The 15,875-nt window shown below is 75.3% G+C and carries 14 protein-coding genes; 5 read left to right on the top strand and 9 right to left on the bottom strand.

What is annotated here, in order from left to right; translation table 11 throughout:
• Positions 1-35: 35 nt before the first annotated feature.
• On the top strand, positions 36-1,211 hold the full coding sequence (locus AB0G16_RS22570) for a glycosyltransferase (protein WP_362808096.1): 1,176 nt from the start codon (positions 36-38) through the stop codon (positions 1,209-1,211).
• On the opposite strand, the gene AB0G16_RS22565 is transcribed toward AB0G16_RS22570, so the two are convergent.
• The gene (locus AB0G16_RS22565) at positions 1,162-1,758 is read right to left on the bottom strand and encodes a glycerol-3-phosphate acyltransferase (protein WP_362808093.1); all 597 of its coding nucleotides are present in this window, start codon (positions 1,756-1,758) and stop codon (positions 1,162-1,164) included. The genes AB0G16_RS22570 and AB0G16_RS22565 overlap by 50 nt on opposite strands.
• A gap of 40 nt (positions 1,759-1,798) precedes the next feature.
• Here AB0G16_RS22565 and AB0G16_RS22560 point away from each other — a divergent pair, with 40 nt between their 5' ends.
• Positions 1,799-2,551: a spheroidene monooxygenase gene (locus AB0G16_RS22560; protein WP_362808090.1), complete on the top strand. Its 753-nt coding sequence runs from the start codon at positions 1,799-1,801 to the stop codon at positions 2,549-2,551.
• A 101-nt stretch (positions 2,552-2,652) separates the two neighbouring features.
• Here the strand turns inward: AB0G16_RS22560 and plsX are convergent, their stop codons facing one another.
• The 7 genes from plsX to AB0G16_RS22525 form a co-directional block, all read right to left on the bottom strand.
• The gene (gene plsX, locus AB0G16_RS22555) at positions 2,653-3,624 is read right to left on the bottom strand and encodes a phosphate acyltransferase PlsX (protein WP_362808087.1); all 972 of its coding nucleotides are present in this window, start codon (positions 3,622-3,624) and stop codon (positions 2,653-2,655) included.
• Between the two features lie 118 nt (positions 3,625-3,742).
• Entirely contained in the window at positions 3,743-4,699 is a 957-nt protein-coding gene (locus tag AB0G16_RS22550) for a phytoene/squalene synthase family protein (protein WP_362808084.1), read from the bottom strand.
• On the bottom strand, positions 4,696-6,156 hold the full coding sequence (gene crtI / locus AB0G16_RS22545; RefSeq protein WP_362808081.1) for a phytoene desaturase family protein: 1,461 nt from the start codon (positions 6,154-6,156) through the stop codon (positions 4,696-4,698). Before crtI ends, AB0G16_RS22550 begins: the two co-directional genes overlap by 4 nt.
• Positions 6,153-7,202 carry a polyprenyl synthetase family protein gene (locus tag AB0G16_RS22540; RefSeq protein ID WP_362808078.1) on the bottom strand — a complete coding sequence of 350 codons (1,050 nt, stop codon included), beginning with the start codon at positions 7,200-7,202 and terminating at the stop codon, positions 6,153-6,155. The genes crtI and AB0G16_RS22540 overlap by 4 nt, the downstream gene beginning before the upstream one ends.
• A gap of 426 nt (positions 7,203-7,628) precedes the next feature.
• A complete protein-coding gene (locus AB0G16_RS22535; protein ID WP_362808075.1) occupies positions 7,629-9,362 on the bottom strand; it encodes a S8 family serine peptidase in 1,734 nt (577 codons plus the stop codon).
• A 345-nt stretch (positions 9,363-9,707) separates the two neighbouring features.
• The gene (locus AB0G16_RS22530) at positions 9,708-10,028 is read right to left on the bottom strand and encodes a protealysin inhibitor emfourin (RefSeq protein ID WP_362808072.1); all 321 of its coding nucleotides are present in this window, start codon (positions 10,026-10,028) and stop codon (positions 9,708-9,710) included.
• A gap of 196 nt (positions 10,029-10,224) precedes the next feature.
• Positions 10,225-11,331, bottom strand: a complete 1,107-nt coding sequence (locus AB0G16_RS22525) for a M4 family metallopeptidase (protein WP_362808069.1) — start codon at positions 11,329-11,331, stop codon at positions 10,225-10,227.
• A gap of 309 nt (positions 11,332-11,640) precedes the next feature.
• On the opposite strand from AB0G16_RS22525, the gene AB0G16_RS22520 reads away from it, so the two are divergent.
• Both AB0G16_RS22520 and AB0G16_RS22515 read left to right on the top strand, forming a co-directional pair.
• Positions 11,641-12,480 (top strand): metallophosphoesterase, encoded by an 840-nt coding sequence (locus AB0G16_RS22520; protein ID WP_362808066.1) that lies wholly within the window; start codon positions 11,641-11,643, stop codon positions 12,478-12,480.
• Positions 12,477-13,139: a 4'-phosphopantetheinyl transferase superfamily protein gene (locus tag AB0G16_RS22515; protein ID WP_362808063.1), complete on the top strand. Its 663-nt coding sequence runs from the start codon at positions 12,477-12,479 to the stop codon at positions 13,137-13,139. The genes AB0G16_RS22520 and AB0G16_RS22515 overlap by 4 nt, the downstream gene beginning before the upstream one ends.
• Before the next feature lie 81 nt (positions 13,140-13,220).
• On the opposite strand, the gene AB0G16_RS22510 is transcribed toward AB0G16_RS22515, so the two are convergent.
• On the bottom strand, positions 13,221-14,126 hold the full coding sequence (locus tag AB0G16_RS22510) for a helix-turn-helix domain-containing protein (protein WP_362808060.1): 906 nt from the start codon (positions 14,124-14,126) through the stop codon (positions 13,221-13,223).
• 134 nt (positions 14,127-14,260) lie between these two features.
• Between AB0G16_RS22510 and AB0G16_RS22505 the strand changes: the two genes are divergently transcribed.
• Positions 14,261-15,790, top strand: a complete 1,530-nt coding sequence (locus AB0G16_RS22505) for a hypothetical protein (RefSeq protein ID WP_362808057.1) — start codon at positions 14,261-14,263, stop codon at positions 15,788-15,790.
• The last annotated feature ends 85 nt before the right edge of the window (positions 15,791-15,875 follow it).

The following is a 15,875-nucleotide window of genomic DNA, read 5'->3' as shown; positions in this document are numbered from 1 at the left end:
CCGGCGCACGGACGACTCGGCGTGGAGGTACGACGATGGCAATCCTGAACACCCTGCAGGCGGCGGCCGCGGTGGCGGTGGCGGTGCGGCTGGCCCGGGGGCGGCGGCGGCTGCCCCCGCTGACCGCCCCGCGCACTCCCGCGCCGACCACACCGGCGCGCGTCTCGGTGGTGATCCCCGCCCGTGACGAGGAGGAGCGGCTGGGGCCGTGCCTGAGGGCCGCGCTCGCCGATCCGGCCGTCACCGAGGTCGTCGTCGTCGACGACGAGTCACGTGACGGCACCGCCAAGCTGGCCGCCGGCCTGGGCGCGAGGGTCGTGACGGGGACGCCGCCGCCCGAGGGCTGGGTGGGCAAGCAGTGGGCGGTGCAGCAGGGCATCGAGGCGGCGGAGAACGAGGTCGTGGTGACCCTGGACGCCGACGCCCGCCCCGCGCCCGGCCTGTTCGGCGCGCTCGCGGGGGCACTGGAGGAGTACGACCTGGTGAGCGTGGGCCCCAGGTTCGTGTGCGAGGGCGTGGCCGAGCAGGCGCTGCACGCCTCGTTCCTGACGACGCTGGTCTACCGTTTCGGCCCGATCGGGCCGTCGGCCCCGCCGGCGCCGCACCGCGCGGTGGCCAACGGCCAGTGCCTGGCCTTCCGCCGTACGGCGATGCTCGACGCGGACGGGTTCGCCCGGGTCCGGGGGAACATGGCCGACGACGTGGCACTGGCCAGGATCCTGGCGGGCGGGGGCTGGGCCGTGGGGTTCCTGGACGGCGGCGGCCTGCTGGAGGTCGACATGCACGACTCGACCGGCGGGGTGTGGCGGGAGTGGGGACGCTCGCTGTCGCTGCGCGACGTCACCGGGCCGGGCTGGCAGGCCGCCGACCTGGGGGTGGTCTGGCTGGCCGCGGCGCTGCCCGTGCTGCGGCTGGCGGCCGGCCGTCCCACCCGGCTCGACCTGGGCCTGCTGACGGTACGCCTCCTGCTGGCCGGCGCGCTGCGTGGCAGCTACGCCCGGCCGGGGCCCGGGGTGCTGCTGTCGCCGCTGCTGGACCCGGTGGCGGCCCTGCGGCTGACGCAGGCCACGCTGCGCCCGGTGCGCCACTGGCGGGGCCGCGTCTACCCGGCCAGCACGACGGACGTCCGGCCCGGCCGCACCGACGTCCGGCCGGACCGGGTCACGACGGGCGGGCGGCCTTCGCGGCCTGGCCGAAACGCAGCCCGATGAGGCACATCAGCAGCCCGGTCCCGGCCACCTGCTCCACGGGCGCGAAGAGCAGTTGCAGCAGCGGCAGGCCGAACACGCCGGCGCGCGCCCCGATCGCGAACGACCTCGTGGCGAGCGCCACCGCGATCAGGGCGGCGACGCCGAGCAGGAAGGCCGGTGGGCAGACGACGGCGAAACCGCCCGCGAAGGTGAGCACCGACCGGCCCCCGGCGAAGGCGGCGAAGACCGGCCAGGCGTGCCCGGCCATGGCGGCGGCCACCGCGAGGTACACCTCCGGCACGGCGCCGGCGTCCACGCCGCCGGTCCACGTCGGGGGCGTGGCGGTGGCGAGCAGGGCGAGCGCCCCGGCGAGCGTGCCCTTGAGCATGTCACCGGCGAAGACCGGCACGGCGGCCCGCCAGCCGAGCCGCTCCCTGACGTTCCAGAAGCCGGGGTTGCGGTCGCCGACCTCGCGGGGGTCGAACCCGTACGCGCGGGCGACGAGCACCGCGACCGGCACGGACCCGAGAAGGTAACCGCCGATGACCGAGACGAGCAGGGGAACCATCGCTTCCTTCCATTTGGCGAGATATCCGGATTTAGGGGGTATGCGCTACATGGCGTACGACCGGCCGGTGCTGAGGCGCACGCCGGGGCTGGTGTTCTGGCGGCTGCTGGGCTCCGGCCGGGGATCGTCGACCAGCCTGGCGGCGGACCTGCGGCGCTGGGCGCTGTTCGCGGTGTGGCGCGAGGAGGACGATCTCGACCGTTTCCTGGCCACCTCACCGATGTCGGCGCGCTGGCGGAGCGAGGCCACCGAGTCCTGGCACGTGCGGCTGACCCCGCTGGCCTCGCGCGGCAGGTGGGACGGGGTGGAGCCGTTCGGCACCCTTCCGGAGGGCGGCCGGGGCGCCGGGGCGGGCGGGACGGGCGGGCCCACGGGACCGTCCGGGGTCCCGGGTCCCGCGGCGACCCCGGACCCGGCCGGAGCGCGGAGCCCCGCGGGCACCGCGGGCACCGCGGGCCCGGGCGGGCCGGTCGCGGTGCTGACGCGCGCGTCGGTCCGGCCCTCGCGCCTGGTGCCGTTCTACCGCTCGGTCCCCGAGGTGGACCGGCTCCTGGCCGAACAGGACGGCCGCCTGGCCTCGGTCGGCATCGGCGAGTGGCCGCTGGCCCGGCAGGGCACGTTCTCGCTCTGGCGCGACGAGGCCGCGATGCGCGCCTTCGCCCACCGGGGACGCGCGCACCGCCAGGTGATCGGCAGGACGCGCGCCGAACGCTGGTACTCCGAGGACCTGTTCGCCCGGTTCGCCCCGTACGCCAGCGAGGGCACCTGGGACGGCGCCGACCCGCTGGCCTGACCGGCCCCGCATCGCGCCCGACCGGCCCCGCGCCGCACCCGACCGTGCCCACGCGGCGCCCGACCGGGCCGGCGCGGCGTCGGGCCGGCCCGGCGCCGCGCTCAACGGACGGGTTCCGCGCCGAGCCGGTCCTCCGCCCGGCCCGGGGCTTCGTCCCGGGAGAGGTCGTGCGCCACCGCGCAGGCCCGGGCGATCGTCGCCGCCCGCGAGGAGCCGTGCGCGACCACCACGGTGCCGGCCAGGCCGAGCAGCGCCGCCCCGCCGTGGGTCTCGGGATCGTAGAGGCGGGCCACCGCCCGTACCTCGTCGGCGGTGACGCCGCCGGAGCGCGCCGCCAGCGTCAGGGCCGCCCGTACCGAGCCCTCGACGTTCTTGAGCACCACGTTGCCGGTGAAGCCGTCGGTGACGATCACGTCGACGGTGCCCGCGAGCACGTCGTGGCCCTCGACGTTGCCGTGGAAGCGGATCGGCAGCGCCGGGAGCAGCTCGCCTGCCCGGCGGGTCAGCCGGTTGCCCTTGCCCGGTTCCGAGCCGATCGACAGCAGGCCGACCGACGGGTCGGCCACGCCGAGCACCAGGCGGGCGTAGGAGGCGCCGAGCACGGCGAACTGGGCGATCATCTCCGGCGAGGGGTCGGAGGTCGCCCCCGCGTCGACCAGCACGGTCGCCCCGCCGGTGACCGAGGGCAGCGCGACGGCCAGGGCGGGCCGCAGGACGCCCGGGGCGCGCCCGATGCCGCGGATCGCGCACGAGACGACCGCGCCGGTGGAGCCCGCCGACACGAACGCCGACGCCCTGCCCCGCCGGACCAGCTCGCAGCCGACGGTCAGGCTGCTCGTGGTGGAGGAGGCCGCCCCGGCGCCGCGCTCGCTCATCGGGACGACGTCCTCGGCGTGCACCACGTCGATCTCGCCGACGGCGCCGTGACGGGCGAGCTCGGCGCGGACGCCCTCGCTCCGGCCCACCAGCACCACCGGGACGCCCAGCTCGCGCCGGGCCGTCACCGCCCCGGCGACGGTCTCGACCGGTCCGTGGTCTCCGCCCATCGCGTCGACGACCACAGGCTCCGACATCACATTCTCCTGACGACGCTGTCGGCGGGCCCGGCGGCGGAACGCTCCGGGCCCGGCGGCCGCGCGAGGTGGGACCGCGCGGCGGGGGACGGGGTCACGGGCGTGCCGGCCGACCGGCTCACGGGACCTGGACGGTCACGCGGCGCTCGGCGCGGTCGGCCGCGGAGGCGGCCAGCAGGTGCCGTACGAAGATCGCCGCTCTGCGCCGCTTGGGAACCGCGGCCCTGGCGCCGAGCACGTCGTAGCGGGCGGCCTCGATCCGGTCGAGGATGCCGCCGTACAGCGCGACGGCGGCGCGCAGGCACGGCCGCGAGGAGGGGGTCAGCATCTCGATCCCCTCCTCGGCCCGCGCGTAGTGGTCCCTGGCCCGCCGGGTCTCGAACGCCAGCAGCTCGCGCAGGGCCGGGGTGGGGGTGGCGCGCCCCAGGTCGTCCACCCGCACGCCGAACCTGTCCAGGTCCTCCAGCGGCAGGTAGACCCGGCCGCGCTCCAGGTCCTCGACGACGTCGCGCAGGAAGTTCGTGAGCTGGAAGGCCAGCCCGAGCTGGCGGGCGGGTTCCCGGGCCTTGCCGGCCAGGCCGGGCAGCGGTTCGAGGACGGGCAGCATCATCGTGCCGATCACCGCGGCCGACCCCTCCATGTACTCCAGCAGGTCGTCGTAGGTGGAGTAGCGGGTGACGGTCAGGTCGGCCCGCATCGAGCGCAGGAACGCAGTGACGTCGCCGTGCTCGATACCGAACGAGCGGACGGTCTGGGTGAACGCCGGGATCACCGGGTCACCGGCGGCGTCCACCGCCGCGTCCCCGATGTCCCCGATGTCCCCGGTGCCCCCGGTGCCCCCCGTGCCCCCGGCCAGCGCGCCGGTCACCTTGACGGTCAGGTCGTCCAGCGCCCGCGCCCTGTCCCCGGTCATCGTGAAGGAGTCCACGATCTCGTCGGCGTAGCGGGCGAAGCCGTACAGGGCGTGCACGTGCGGGCGCTTCCAGGCGGGCAGCAGCAGGGTCGCCAGGTAGTAGGAGCGGCCGTGCCGGGCGTTGAGCCTGCGGCAGAACTCGTAACTCGCGGTCAGGGTCATCGGGGGGTCTCCAGTACGCGTTGCGCGGCCAGCCGGCCGGAGATGAGCACCGGGGGCACCCCCACCCCCGGCGCGGTGTACATTCCGGCGAAGTGCAGGCCGGGGACGCGCCTGGCCGCGCCCGCCGGCCGGAACCAGGCCGTCTGGCTGAAGCGGTGGTCCAGGGCGAACGGGGTACCGGCCGAGTGACCGAGCCGCGCCCAGGCCGGCGGGTCGATGGTGAGCCTCGGCGCCGAGGACAGGTCGCCGTAACCGAGGTCGGCGAGCCTGCCCAGCAGCCGGTCCTGCAGCCGCGGGCTCAGGTCGTCCCAGTCGGCCCCGCCGCGCAGGTTGGCGGTCGGCTCCAGCACGCTGAGGGTGGCGTGGCCGTTCGGCGCGGCGCCGGTGTCGGACTCGGGGTAGGTGACCAGCAGGTTGGGGTCGGGCTGCGGCCGTCCGGCGCGCAGCGCGTCGAACGTGGCGTCCCACTGCCCGCCGAAGTGCAGGGTGTGGTGCGCCTGGCCGGCCAGCTTCCGGTCCAGGCCGAAGTGCAGGACCAGGCAGGACGGCGAGTAGCGGGGACGGCGCAGCCGCCAGTCGCCCGCGCCCTTCGGCAGCAGCCCGGTGTGGGCGCGCGACAGGTCGCAGGCGACCACCACGTTCCCGGCCGCCAGGCGCTCCCCGGTGTCGAGCCGGACACCGGTGACGCCCGAGGCGTCGGCCTCGACCTTCACGGCGCGCACCCCGTAGCGGATCTGGGCGCCCGCCTTCTCGGCCAGCGCCGCCATCGCGCGCGGGATGGCGTGCATGCCGCCCTCGCGGGGGAAGAAGACGCCGCCGACGGTGTCCATGTGGGCGATGACCGCGTAGATGCCGAGCGCGCTACGCGGCGGCAGACCCACGTACAGGGCCTGGAAGGTGTGCGCCTTGACCAGTCGCTCGTCGGTGACGTGGCTCTTGACCAGGGCGTCCATGCTGCGGAAGCCTCCCAGCGCGACCAGCCGGGCCAGCACCGCCGGCCGGGCCAGGTCGCGCAGCCGCGTCATGTCGCGGTCGATGAACGCCGGCCACTCGACCTCGAACAGCTCGCCCAGCCGGGCGCGCAGACGCCGGTAGCGGTCGGCCTCGGCGGCGCCGCTCAGCGCGCGCACCTGCTCGGCCATGGCGTCCTCGCCCTCCACGACGTCCAGGTGCGAGCCGTCGTGGTAGCGCAGACGGTAGTAGGGGTCCAGCCGCCGCAGCGGCAGCAGGGACTCCATGTCCTCCCCGGCGGCGGCGAAGACGTCGGCCAGCACGTCCGGCATGGTCAGCACCGACGGGCCGGTGTCGAAGCGGTACTCGCCCACGGTGGCGGTGCCGCAGCACCCGCCCGGCACCTGGGCGGCCTCCACGATCGTGACGTCGCGCCCGGCGGCGGCCAGGCGGACCGCCGCGGCCAGGCCGCCGAGACCGGCGCCGATCACCACGACGGGGCTCACGCGCTCCTCCTGGTGGCCAGGTCGGCCAGGTCGGCGAGCCCGCGTGCGGCCTCGGCGGGGACGTCGCCCGCGTCGAGGGCCGCCACGGCGCGGGCGACCAGGTCGGCGATGCGTTCCTCGGCGGCCTCCAGCGCGCCGGTGGCGACGATCAGGGCGCGCGCGGCCTCCACGCCCTCGTCGTCGGCGACGTCGTCCAGCAGGGCCGCGCCGTACTCCCCGGCCCGCTCGCGCGCCACCGCGGTCAGCCAGGTGTGCTTGCCCTGCAGCAGGTCGGCGCCGACGGGTTTGCCGGTGGCGGCCGGGTCGCCGAACACGCCGAGCACGTCGTCGCGGAGCTGGAAGGCCTCCCCGAGCGGCAGCGCGTACGCGCTGAGCACGGTGCGCAGCCGGGGGTGCCCGCCGGCGACGGCGTGGCCCAGGTGCAGGGGGCGCTCGACGGTGTACTTGCCGGACTTGTAGGTGGAGATGCGCCCGGCCTCCTCCACGTCCCCGCCGCGCCTGGCGGCGTGGACCAGGTCGAGGTACTGTCCGCCGACGACCTCGCTCCTGAGCCGGTTGAACACCTCCAGGGCCGCCGGGAGGCCGTCCCCGCACCCCAGCAGCGCCGCGTCGGCCCAGGTGTAGGCGAGCACGCCGAACAGGGTGGCGGTGGACTCGCCGAACCTCCTCGGGTCGCCCAGCCAGTCGCGGTCGCGGTGGTGGCCGGCGAGCACCAGGTGGGCCGTGGTCCGCCCGCGCCGCGTGTCGGCCTCGTCCATGACGTCGTCCAGGATGAGCGCGCAGGCGTGCATGAGCTCCACCGCGCAGCCCGCGGCGAGCACCGCGTCGTCGTCGGGGGAACCGCCCGCGGCCCGGTGGCCCCAGTACACGAACGAGGGCCGCAATCGCTTCCCGCCCGCCCGGACGAAGCCGAGCAGTACCTCGCGTATCACGTCCAGGTCGTCGCCGAGGAAGGCGAGCTTGGACGCCTCCCGTTCGAGAAGCCGGTCGAGGTGGTGGTCCATCCGCTCACGGAGCCGGTCGCTCTCGCGGGTGACGGCGGCCATGGGCATCACTCCTTTGTGTCGATAGAGGAATTCGCAAGCGGGACCGCGTTCGGATGCGTCTTCCGGCGGCAGGCTCACGACCCGTGACCGACGGCGTCGGGCGACCCATCCCCGGGGCGGGCTGCGGGTAAATCAACTCATCGCGCAAGAAGGCGTAAAGATGCTGCGAAACCATGCGGATCGCCCGCGCGGCGGCCGGACACGGGAGCGGTACGCGGGGGCCGGGCGGGAGGCCGGGGCGGGAGCGGGGACCGGGCGCGAGGGCCCGGCAGGAGAGCCGGGGGCGGTCGCGGGGACCGGTGGGCCGGGGGCGGTCTCGGGGACCGGTGGGCCGGGGGCGGGAACGCGAACGGCCACCCGGCCACACCGGTGATGACCGGGTGGCCGGATGGCCGTCGTGGTGCGGCGCGGAGCGCCGGGGTCAGGTCAGCGGACCGCCCTCAGGGCGTCGACGATCCCGTGACCGTAGAAGCCGTTGCGCAGCTTGCTTCCCTCACAGACGTGCGTGGTGATGTTCGTGCTGCCGTCCGCCAGGTACCTGGTGTACTCGTAGGCGGGCGGGTTGGGGCAGGCCGTCCTGGTCGCGGTGGCCTTCAGGACCGTCTCCACCACGACGGGCGCGAGCTTCTTGCCGCCGTGCGCCCGGTCGGGCAGGCCGAACCTGCTGACGATCAGCGCGGCCACGCCCGCGGCGCGCGGTGAGGCCATCGAGGTGCCCTGCAGGTACTGGTAGTAGGCGCAGACGTCACCGCGGCAGCTCCGGACCACGTGGGCGACGTTGGGCGTGCCGTCGGCGTTGAGCTCGCCGCGCTCCTCGGCCAGGGCCCTGGGGTAGGCCGACAGGGTGCCCTTGGTCACGTCACGGGTGTTCGCCGGGGTGTCGTAGACGTCGCCGCCCGGGGCGGCGATGTCGATGTAGCCGTTGCCGTAGTTGGAGTAGTACGCCTTGCGCTTGCTGATGCCCGTCGAGGAGACCGAGACCACGTGCTTGCCCTCGGCCGGCATGGAGACGCAGCTCGCCGGGATCGTGCGCGGGTAGGGCAGCTCGCCGGGGACGCTGGCGAAGTCGGGGCTGGAGCTGTCGACGATCTCCTTGGTGTAGTCGCTGCCGCCGTTGCCCGCGGCACCCACCAGCGTCACGCCCTTGGCGTGCGCGTAGTTCAGCGCCCGCTGGGTGGCCTTGATGACGGTGGCCTGCTCGGCACGGTCGGCCGGGGAGTCGGCCGGGTTGTCGACGCAGTTGAACAGCCACGGGTCGATGTAGTAGCTCATGTTGACCACGTCGATGCCGACGTCGCCGGCGTAGGTCAGCGCGTCGACGCTGGGCTGCAGGAAGAAGTAGCCGGAGTCCTGGCCCGCCCGCAGGTTCACGATCGAGACCTTCGGGGCCACGCCCGCGATGCCCAGCCCGTTGATGGGCGAGGCGATCGACGACGCCACGTGCGTGCCGTGGTCGTTCTCGTCGACGTCGGCCGGGTCGTTGCAGGAACGGTCGGGCTCGGCCTCGCAGGGGCCGTCGACCTCGGCGCCGTTCGCGTCGACGGGGACGTCGACGGTGAAGTTGCGGCTCAGCCTGCTGTTGAAGTTCGGCGCGATGTCGGGGTGGGACCCGTCCACGCCGGTGTCGATGACGCCGACCAGGACGCCGCGGTCACCCTGCTGGTAGCGGTAGGAGCCCTCCACGGTCGCGCGGATCTGCTTCATGTCCCACTGCAGATCGGCCAGGGGCTCGGCGGCGGGCGCGGGCTTGCCGGAGGTGGTGGTGGAGGCGGCGGCGGGCGCGCCGTGACCGGCCTTCTCCACGGCCTTGACCTCGTTGGCGGCCCGGGTCGCGGCCGCCTTCCTGGCGGTGGGCACGCTGCCGATGGACCGGTTGTGGGCGGAGCCCTCGATCGAGGCCGCACCGCTCACCGCCTGGACGAAGCCGGTGTTCGTCGTGGTGACGGTGGCCAGGCCGATCGCGGTGTTCTCCTTGACGATGCTCCCGCCCGCCGCCTTGATGGCCTGCTGGGCCTCGGCCGGGTTCGCGCCCTCCTTGTACAGGACCACGTACTCGGTCTCCGCACCCGGTTCGGCGATCGCCTGCCGGGCCTGCGCGGGGGGCACCAGCGCGGCCGCCGCGAGGGTGGCGACTGCCGCGGTGATGATGAAGCGTCTCACATATACCTCCGCATATCCGAAGTGCTCTTGGTAAATGTGATTTCACTCGGGCGGATAATCCAGCCGTACCGACAATCGCTGCCAAGGCGTAATAAAACAGCGGGGTCGCGCCCCTCCCGGTCCGGCCGTCCGGCCACGCCCCGGCGAACCGGCCGCCGGCGGGCCGGTTCGCGGAGACGTCTCCGCCGAGACCGGTGACGGTACGGAGTTCCGTGTGGTCAAACCCTCGACCGAGGACGGCAGGACGCCGGGCGAGGGGGCGTCCGAGGAAGCCGGGGACGCCGGGGACGCCGGGGACGCCGGGGACGCCGAGGGCGCCGAGGGCGCGGCGCGGGGAGCCCGAGGTCAGCCGGGCGGGCCGATCCGCTCCTGCCGGCCCGGGAGTGAGGTCACGTACGAGATGAGCGCGCGCAGCGGCGCGGAGAGCGTGCCCTCGCTCGCGCGCACCGTGCGCACGCCGCCGTCGTCCTCGACGGTCAGCTCGTAGTCGAAACGGTCCGGCCGGGCGGCGGGCGGGGGCGTGGGCGGCGGCGCGCCGGCCAGTCCGGCCCGGTCCACCCTGGCGCGCAACTCCGCGGTCTCGGGCGGGGCCAGGGACGCGGAGTCGGCCGTGGTGACCGTGACGAGGCCGGCGATGCCGCCGCCGCGGACGATCGAGACCTTCATGGCACGATCCTACGACCCCGGACCGGTGCGTCCCGGATCGGCGGATCCGGGAGGGGTACCTCCCGGAAGGCTCCGGGCCGGAGCGGTGCGCCCCGGAACGGCACCTCCCTCGGGGGTGGTTCCTGGAACGGTCCAAGACGGAGCGGTGCGTCCGGGAGCGGTCCGGGACGCGCCGCGGGCCGCCGCGGGCGCCCGGTCAGAGGACGCCGACCTGCCGCCATGCGTCGCGCACCTTCCCCTGCTCGTCCCCGTCGTCGCCGAACAGCTCCCCGGCGACCTCCACCGTCGCCTCCGCGGCGTCCCGGAAGTCCGAGCGCGAGCGCAGCCGTTCGGTGAGCGTGACGTACCAGATCCGGCCGGCGCGCTCCCAGGCGTGACCGCCGATGGCGGTGGCGGCCAGGTAGAAGGCGTGGTTGGGGATGCCCGAGTTGATGTGGACGCCGCCGTGGTCGTTGGCGGGGTCTCCGTCGTCGGGCAGGTCCGCGTAGTCGCGCATGTGCGCCGGCTGGCGGTCACGCCCCCCGGCGGGGGTGGACCAGGCGGTCCCGGGCGCCTTCAGCGACCGCAGGGCCGTCCCGCGCAGGGCGCTGCCCAGGATGCCGTCGCCGATCAGCCAGTCGGCCTGCGCGGCGGTCTGGCCCCGGCCGTACTGCTTGACGAGGGAGCCGAGGACGTCGGAGAACGACTCGTTGAGCGCCCCGGACTGCTTGCTGTAGATCAGGTGCGCGGTGAACTGGGTGACACCGTGGGTCAGCTCGTGGGCGACGATGTCGACGGCCCCGGTGAGCGACCCCCTGGCGAAGATCTGCCCGCTGCCGTCACCGTAGATCATCTGGAAGCCGGTCCAGGCGGCGTTGTCGTAGTCGGTCCCGTAGTGGACCGAGGAGACGATCTCCAGTCCGCGTCCGTCGATGCCGTCGCGGCCCAGGACCGTCCGGTAGAAGTCGTAGGTGGCGCCCGCGCCGTCGTAGGCGTCGTCGACCGCCGCGTCTCCCGAGGGCGGGTCGCCCTCCCCGCGGCGCCTGCGTCCGGGAAGGTCGAAGTCACCTCCGTTCTCCACGTCGTAGACGGTGCGCACCATGCCGGGGGCCGGTGCCACGTCGGAGACGGTGAGGCCGAGCTGGCGCAGCACGCCGGCGATCGAGGCGCGCTGCGCCCGGGCCCTCTCCGACGTGGCGAGCGTCCTGAGCGCGGCCCGGCGCTCGGAGGGGTCGCCCTGCCCGGCCACCGCCTCCAGCAGGTCGGGGGGCGCGATGTGGCAGGCGGGCGGGGGGTGGGGGACGGTCGTCCGTGGCGTCGTCATGGGTCAAGGATCGCCGCTCTCCCCGGCGGGCGCACGGGTATCGTCGCACCCGTGCGCCGGCCGGCACGGCACGTTCCTCACCGGGGCGGGGTGTGCGGCCGGGCGCGGTCATGAGAGGGTCTTCCTTACCCGTGGACGACGATCTCGTGACCGGGTCCGGGGGTTCGGGGAAGCGCGCTGGACGGAGGCGACGGTGCTCGTGGACGAGGGAACGCGCGGGGCGGGTGGAGCGGCCGGCAGGACGGCCGGGGCGGCCGGCAGGGCCCCCGGCGGGGCGGCCGGCGGGGCCGCGGGCGGGACGGGGCGGGCATGACGTCACTGCTGGCCATCAGCGACCTGCACATCGGCTACAAGGAGAACCGGCGCATCGTCGAGGAGTTGCGGCCCCTCTCCACCTCCGACTGGCTGCTGGTCGCCGGTGACGTGTCCGAGAAGGTCTCCGACGTCGAGTGGACCCTCGGCCTGCTCGCCGAGCGGTTCGAGAAGGTGGTGTGGGCGCCGGGCAACCACGAGCTGTGGACCCATCCCAGCGACCCCGTCCAGCTCCGCGGCGAGGAGCGCTACCGGCACCTGGTCGAGCTGTGCCGCGGCCTGGGGGTGACGACGCCCGAGGACCCGTACCTCACCTGGACCGGCCCGGAGGGCCCGGTCACCGTCGCCCCGCTGTTCGTGCTGTACGACTACACCTTCCGCATGCCCGGGGTGGCCACGAAGGAGGAGGCGCTGGCCATCGCCTACGACAAGGGCGTGGTCTGCACCGACGAGATGCTGCTGCACCCCGACCCCTACCCGACCCGTGACGCGTGGTGCGAGGCCAGGATCGCCGAGACCGAGCGGCGCCTGGAGGCCAGGCCGCCCGGCGTCCCGACGGTGCTGGTCAACCACTATCCGCTGGTCCGCGACCCCACGCAGGTGATGTACCACCCGGAGTTCGCGATCTGGTGCGGCACCGAGCGCACCGCCGACTGGCACGTGCGCTTCGACGCCCACACGGTCGTCTACGGCCACCTGCACATCCCCCGCACCACCTGGTACGACGGTGTCCGCTTCGAGGAGGTCTCCTTGGGCTACCCACGCGAATGGCGTCCCCGCTCCACCCCGCCCGGCAGGCTCCGGCACATCCTGCCCAGCCCGCGGCCCGTCGCATGATCGAGAAGATCCTGCCGTCGTGGGTGACGAGCGCCGAGGCGTTCGAGGACCCGCCGGACGTCACGCTGTTCCCCGAGGAGGAGGCGGTCATCGCCCGCGCGGTGGAGAAGCGGCGGCGTGAGTTCGCCACCGCGCGCCACTGCGCCCGCCAGGCTCTGGCCCGCATCGGGGTGCCGCCGGCGCCGATCCTGCCCGGCGAGCGCGGCGCGCCCGGCTGGCCGGACGGGGTCGCGGGCGCGATCACCCACTGTGCCGGCTACCGCGCGGCGGCCGTCTCCCTGGAGGCGCTGACCGTCGGCATCGACGCCGAGCCCCACGAGCCGCTCCCCGAGGGCGTCCTGCGCTCGATCTCGCTGGACGAGGAGCGCGCCGAGCTGGCCGGGCTCGGCGGCGGCGTGCAGTGGGAGCGGCTGCTGTTCAGCGCCAAGGAGAGCGTCTACAAGGCGTGGTTCCCGATGGCCCGGCGCTGGCTGGGGTTCGAGGAGGCCCGGCTGTCGTTCTCCCCCTCGGGGACGTTCACCGCCCGGCTGCTGGTGCCCGGCCCCGTGGTGGACGGCCGGGAGGTGACCGGCTTCGAGGGACGCTGGCTGGTGGCCGACGGGCTGATCGTCACCGCGATCGCCGTGCCGGGACCGGCGGTGCCGCGGGGCTCCGGGTGACGTGGCCCGGCACGCGGGTGACGTCGTCCGGCGCGGCGTGCGGCCCGGTGGCGCGCGCCGCGGTTCGGGAGGGCGGGGGCCTCACCCCGGGTCGGTGAGGACGATCCGCCGGGACGGGACGAGTCCCGCGATCGGTTCCCTGCCGGTGACGACGATCCCGGTGAACCCGAGCGTCAGCAGCGGCGGCACCCGGCCGGCCGCCGATCCGTCCCGGCGGCCGTCCGCGCCGTCGATCAGCAGCAGGCACCGCCCTCCCGAGGCGGGGGACGCCGCCAGGCCGAGGCGCGCCAGCCGCAGGGCGGCGCGCAGCTCGCGGGCGTCACGGCGGTCGCGGCCCAGGTCGACGAAGAGCGCGTCCATGCCCATCCGCCGGCGCAGGACGTGGGCGCACTGGACGGCCAGGGTGGTCTTGCCGGTCCCGGCCGGGCCGGTGACGGTCACCACCGCCGGCCTCCCCCCGCCCGAGGCGATCATCACCGCGTCCTCGGCCTCGCGCAGCGGCAGAAGGCGGCTCAGCGCCACGCTGTCGCTCACCGGGGGCAGCGCCCATTCCGGGGACAGGCCCCATTCGCGGGACGTGCCGCGCCCCCTTGAGGGACCGTACTCGGGGAACGGGCCGAGCGCGGGGAACGGGTCGGGTTCGGAGGACGAACCGCGTTCCGGGAACCGCCCCCGTCCGGGGAGCGGGAGCACCACCGTCGCGCCCGGAGGCGCCGCGGGCGCGAGGGGGAGCGCCATGAGCGGACGGGGGGGCGGGGCCGCCTCGAAGGTCAGCCGATCCTCGCCGGTCAGCTCCAGGGCGGCGGCCAGGCGACGCACCGAGGCCCGGTGCGGGTAGCGGGTACGCCCCCGTTCGAGGTCGCGCAGCGTGCGCACGCTCAGGCGGGCGCGTTCGGCCAGTTCCTCCTGGGTCAGGCGCGCCCTGCCCCGGTGGGCGCGCAGCAGCCGGGCGAACCCCAGGCCGTCGGACGACGGTACAGACCTCACGTGACCCCCCCACGGCGGCAGATGCCGTCACGGTAGGAAAGGCCGGTCATCGCCCGCTCTCGTCTTGGTATCGCCGCGATATCGCCGGTCGTTCCGCCTGGTCACCTCCGGTGGGCGCCGGAAGCGTGGGGTCCATGCCTGCGACCGGACCGACGCGGCGCGCCCCGGCGGGCCCGCTCGACCACCTCGACCACCCCGGCCACCCCGCCCGCCTCGACGCCCCCCACTCCCCCGACGACCTCGACGACCTCGACGACCTCGACGACCTCCGCGGCCGCGACGCCCCCCATGACCGCGGTGACCTCGGTGACACCGGCGGTGCGGGCCCGGTCCGGTGGCCCGGCGCGGGGCCGCGCTCCCTGCCGCGCCACCACCGCTGGATCGAACTGGCCAGGACCGACGAGTACGCCCGCATGGGGCTGCTCGGCCCGCGGACGCGGGAGCGGATCCGCCGGGCCGTGCTGGCCCTTCCCCTCGAGGCGGCGGGAGGACCTTCGGGCGGCGCGGCGACCGGCGCCACGGCGGCCGTTCCGCCGGACCCACCGGATCCGCCGGATCCGCCGTCCGCCCTGGCCGCCTGCGTCCGGTCGCGTCTCCCCGACGACGCGCGCGTCCGGTACGACGACCCCGTCCGCGACGACGTGCGGGCGTGCGCGCGGCTCATGCGGGGCAGGGAGCGGCTGCTGGAGACGGTGGCGGCGCTGAGCCGGCTGTCGCGTACCTCGATGGAGGTGGCGGCGCGGCACACCGGGTCGGTGATGCCGGGGTGTCCGCGGCGGGGGGACCGGCCCGCGCAGACCATGACCTTCGGCTTCTACCTGGCCGCGCTCGCCGAGGCGACGGCCGGGGCCGCGGAGTCGATCCAGGCGCTGTTCGACGCGGTCAACCTCTGCCCGCTGGGGACCGGCGCCATGACCGGGCTGGAGGTGCCGTTGGACCGGCACCGGCTCGCCGTCGCGCTGGGGTTCGACGGGCCGCAACCGCACGCGCTGACCTCGGCCGCCTCCGGCACCTGGGTGCTGCGCTCGGCCGCGGAGCTGTCGGTGCTCGGCGCCACGCTGAACCGCTTCCTGAACGACCTGATCCGGTGGAGCGGTCCCGACCTGCGCTTCATCGGTCTTCCGGACGACCTCGCCGGGCTCTCCCCCGGCGGGGCCCGCGCCCCGGGACCGCCGGTCCTGGAAGGGATCCGCTGCCTGGCCCACCGCCTGACCGGGCTCTCGTACGAGATCACGACCGCGTGGCGCGACCTCGGCCACGCTGACCCCCGGGGGATCGGCCGGGAGGACGACGGGCCGGCGGAGGAGCTGTTCGCGACCTGCGGCGCGATGCTCGCGTCGTTCGAGCGGGCGGTGGCCGGCGTGCGGTTCCACCCGGAGCGGGCGGGCCGGGCCCTGCGGGACGAACCGCCGGCCGTCGCGGCGTCGGGCCTCGCCCTGCGCGTCGGGGAGGCCGAGGTGCGCGAGCTGCTGGACCCGGAGGCGGGCGTGCGGCGTAAGCGGACCTCGGGCTCGACCGGCCCGGAGCAGGTCCTTCTCCTGCTGGACCAGGTCGGCGACCGGCTGGCCGCCGTCGACCGGGGCACCGCGCAGCGGTCCGGATGGCTGCGGGAGGCCTGGGAGCACACCGCGGGCACGACCCGCCGGGCCCCGGATGCCGGGTGATGACCGATGCGATGCCGACTCGATCCCCCCTCGTCCTACGTTCGTCGCCGGAAGCAGCCGACACGAACGAACGAGGTGGAAGATG

Origin of the sequence: Streptosporangium sp. NPDC023615 (assembly GCF_040640155.1) — a bacterium.
In the GTDB taxonomy this organism is placed as follows: domain Bacteria; phylum Actinomycetota; class Actinomycetes; order Streptosporangiales; family Streptosporangiaceae; genus Streptosporangium.
The sequence above is the reverse complement of the archived record's forward strand: the minus strand, read 5'-3'. Positions and strand labels throughout refer to the sequence as shown.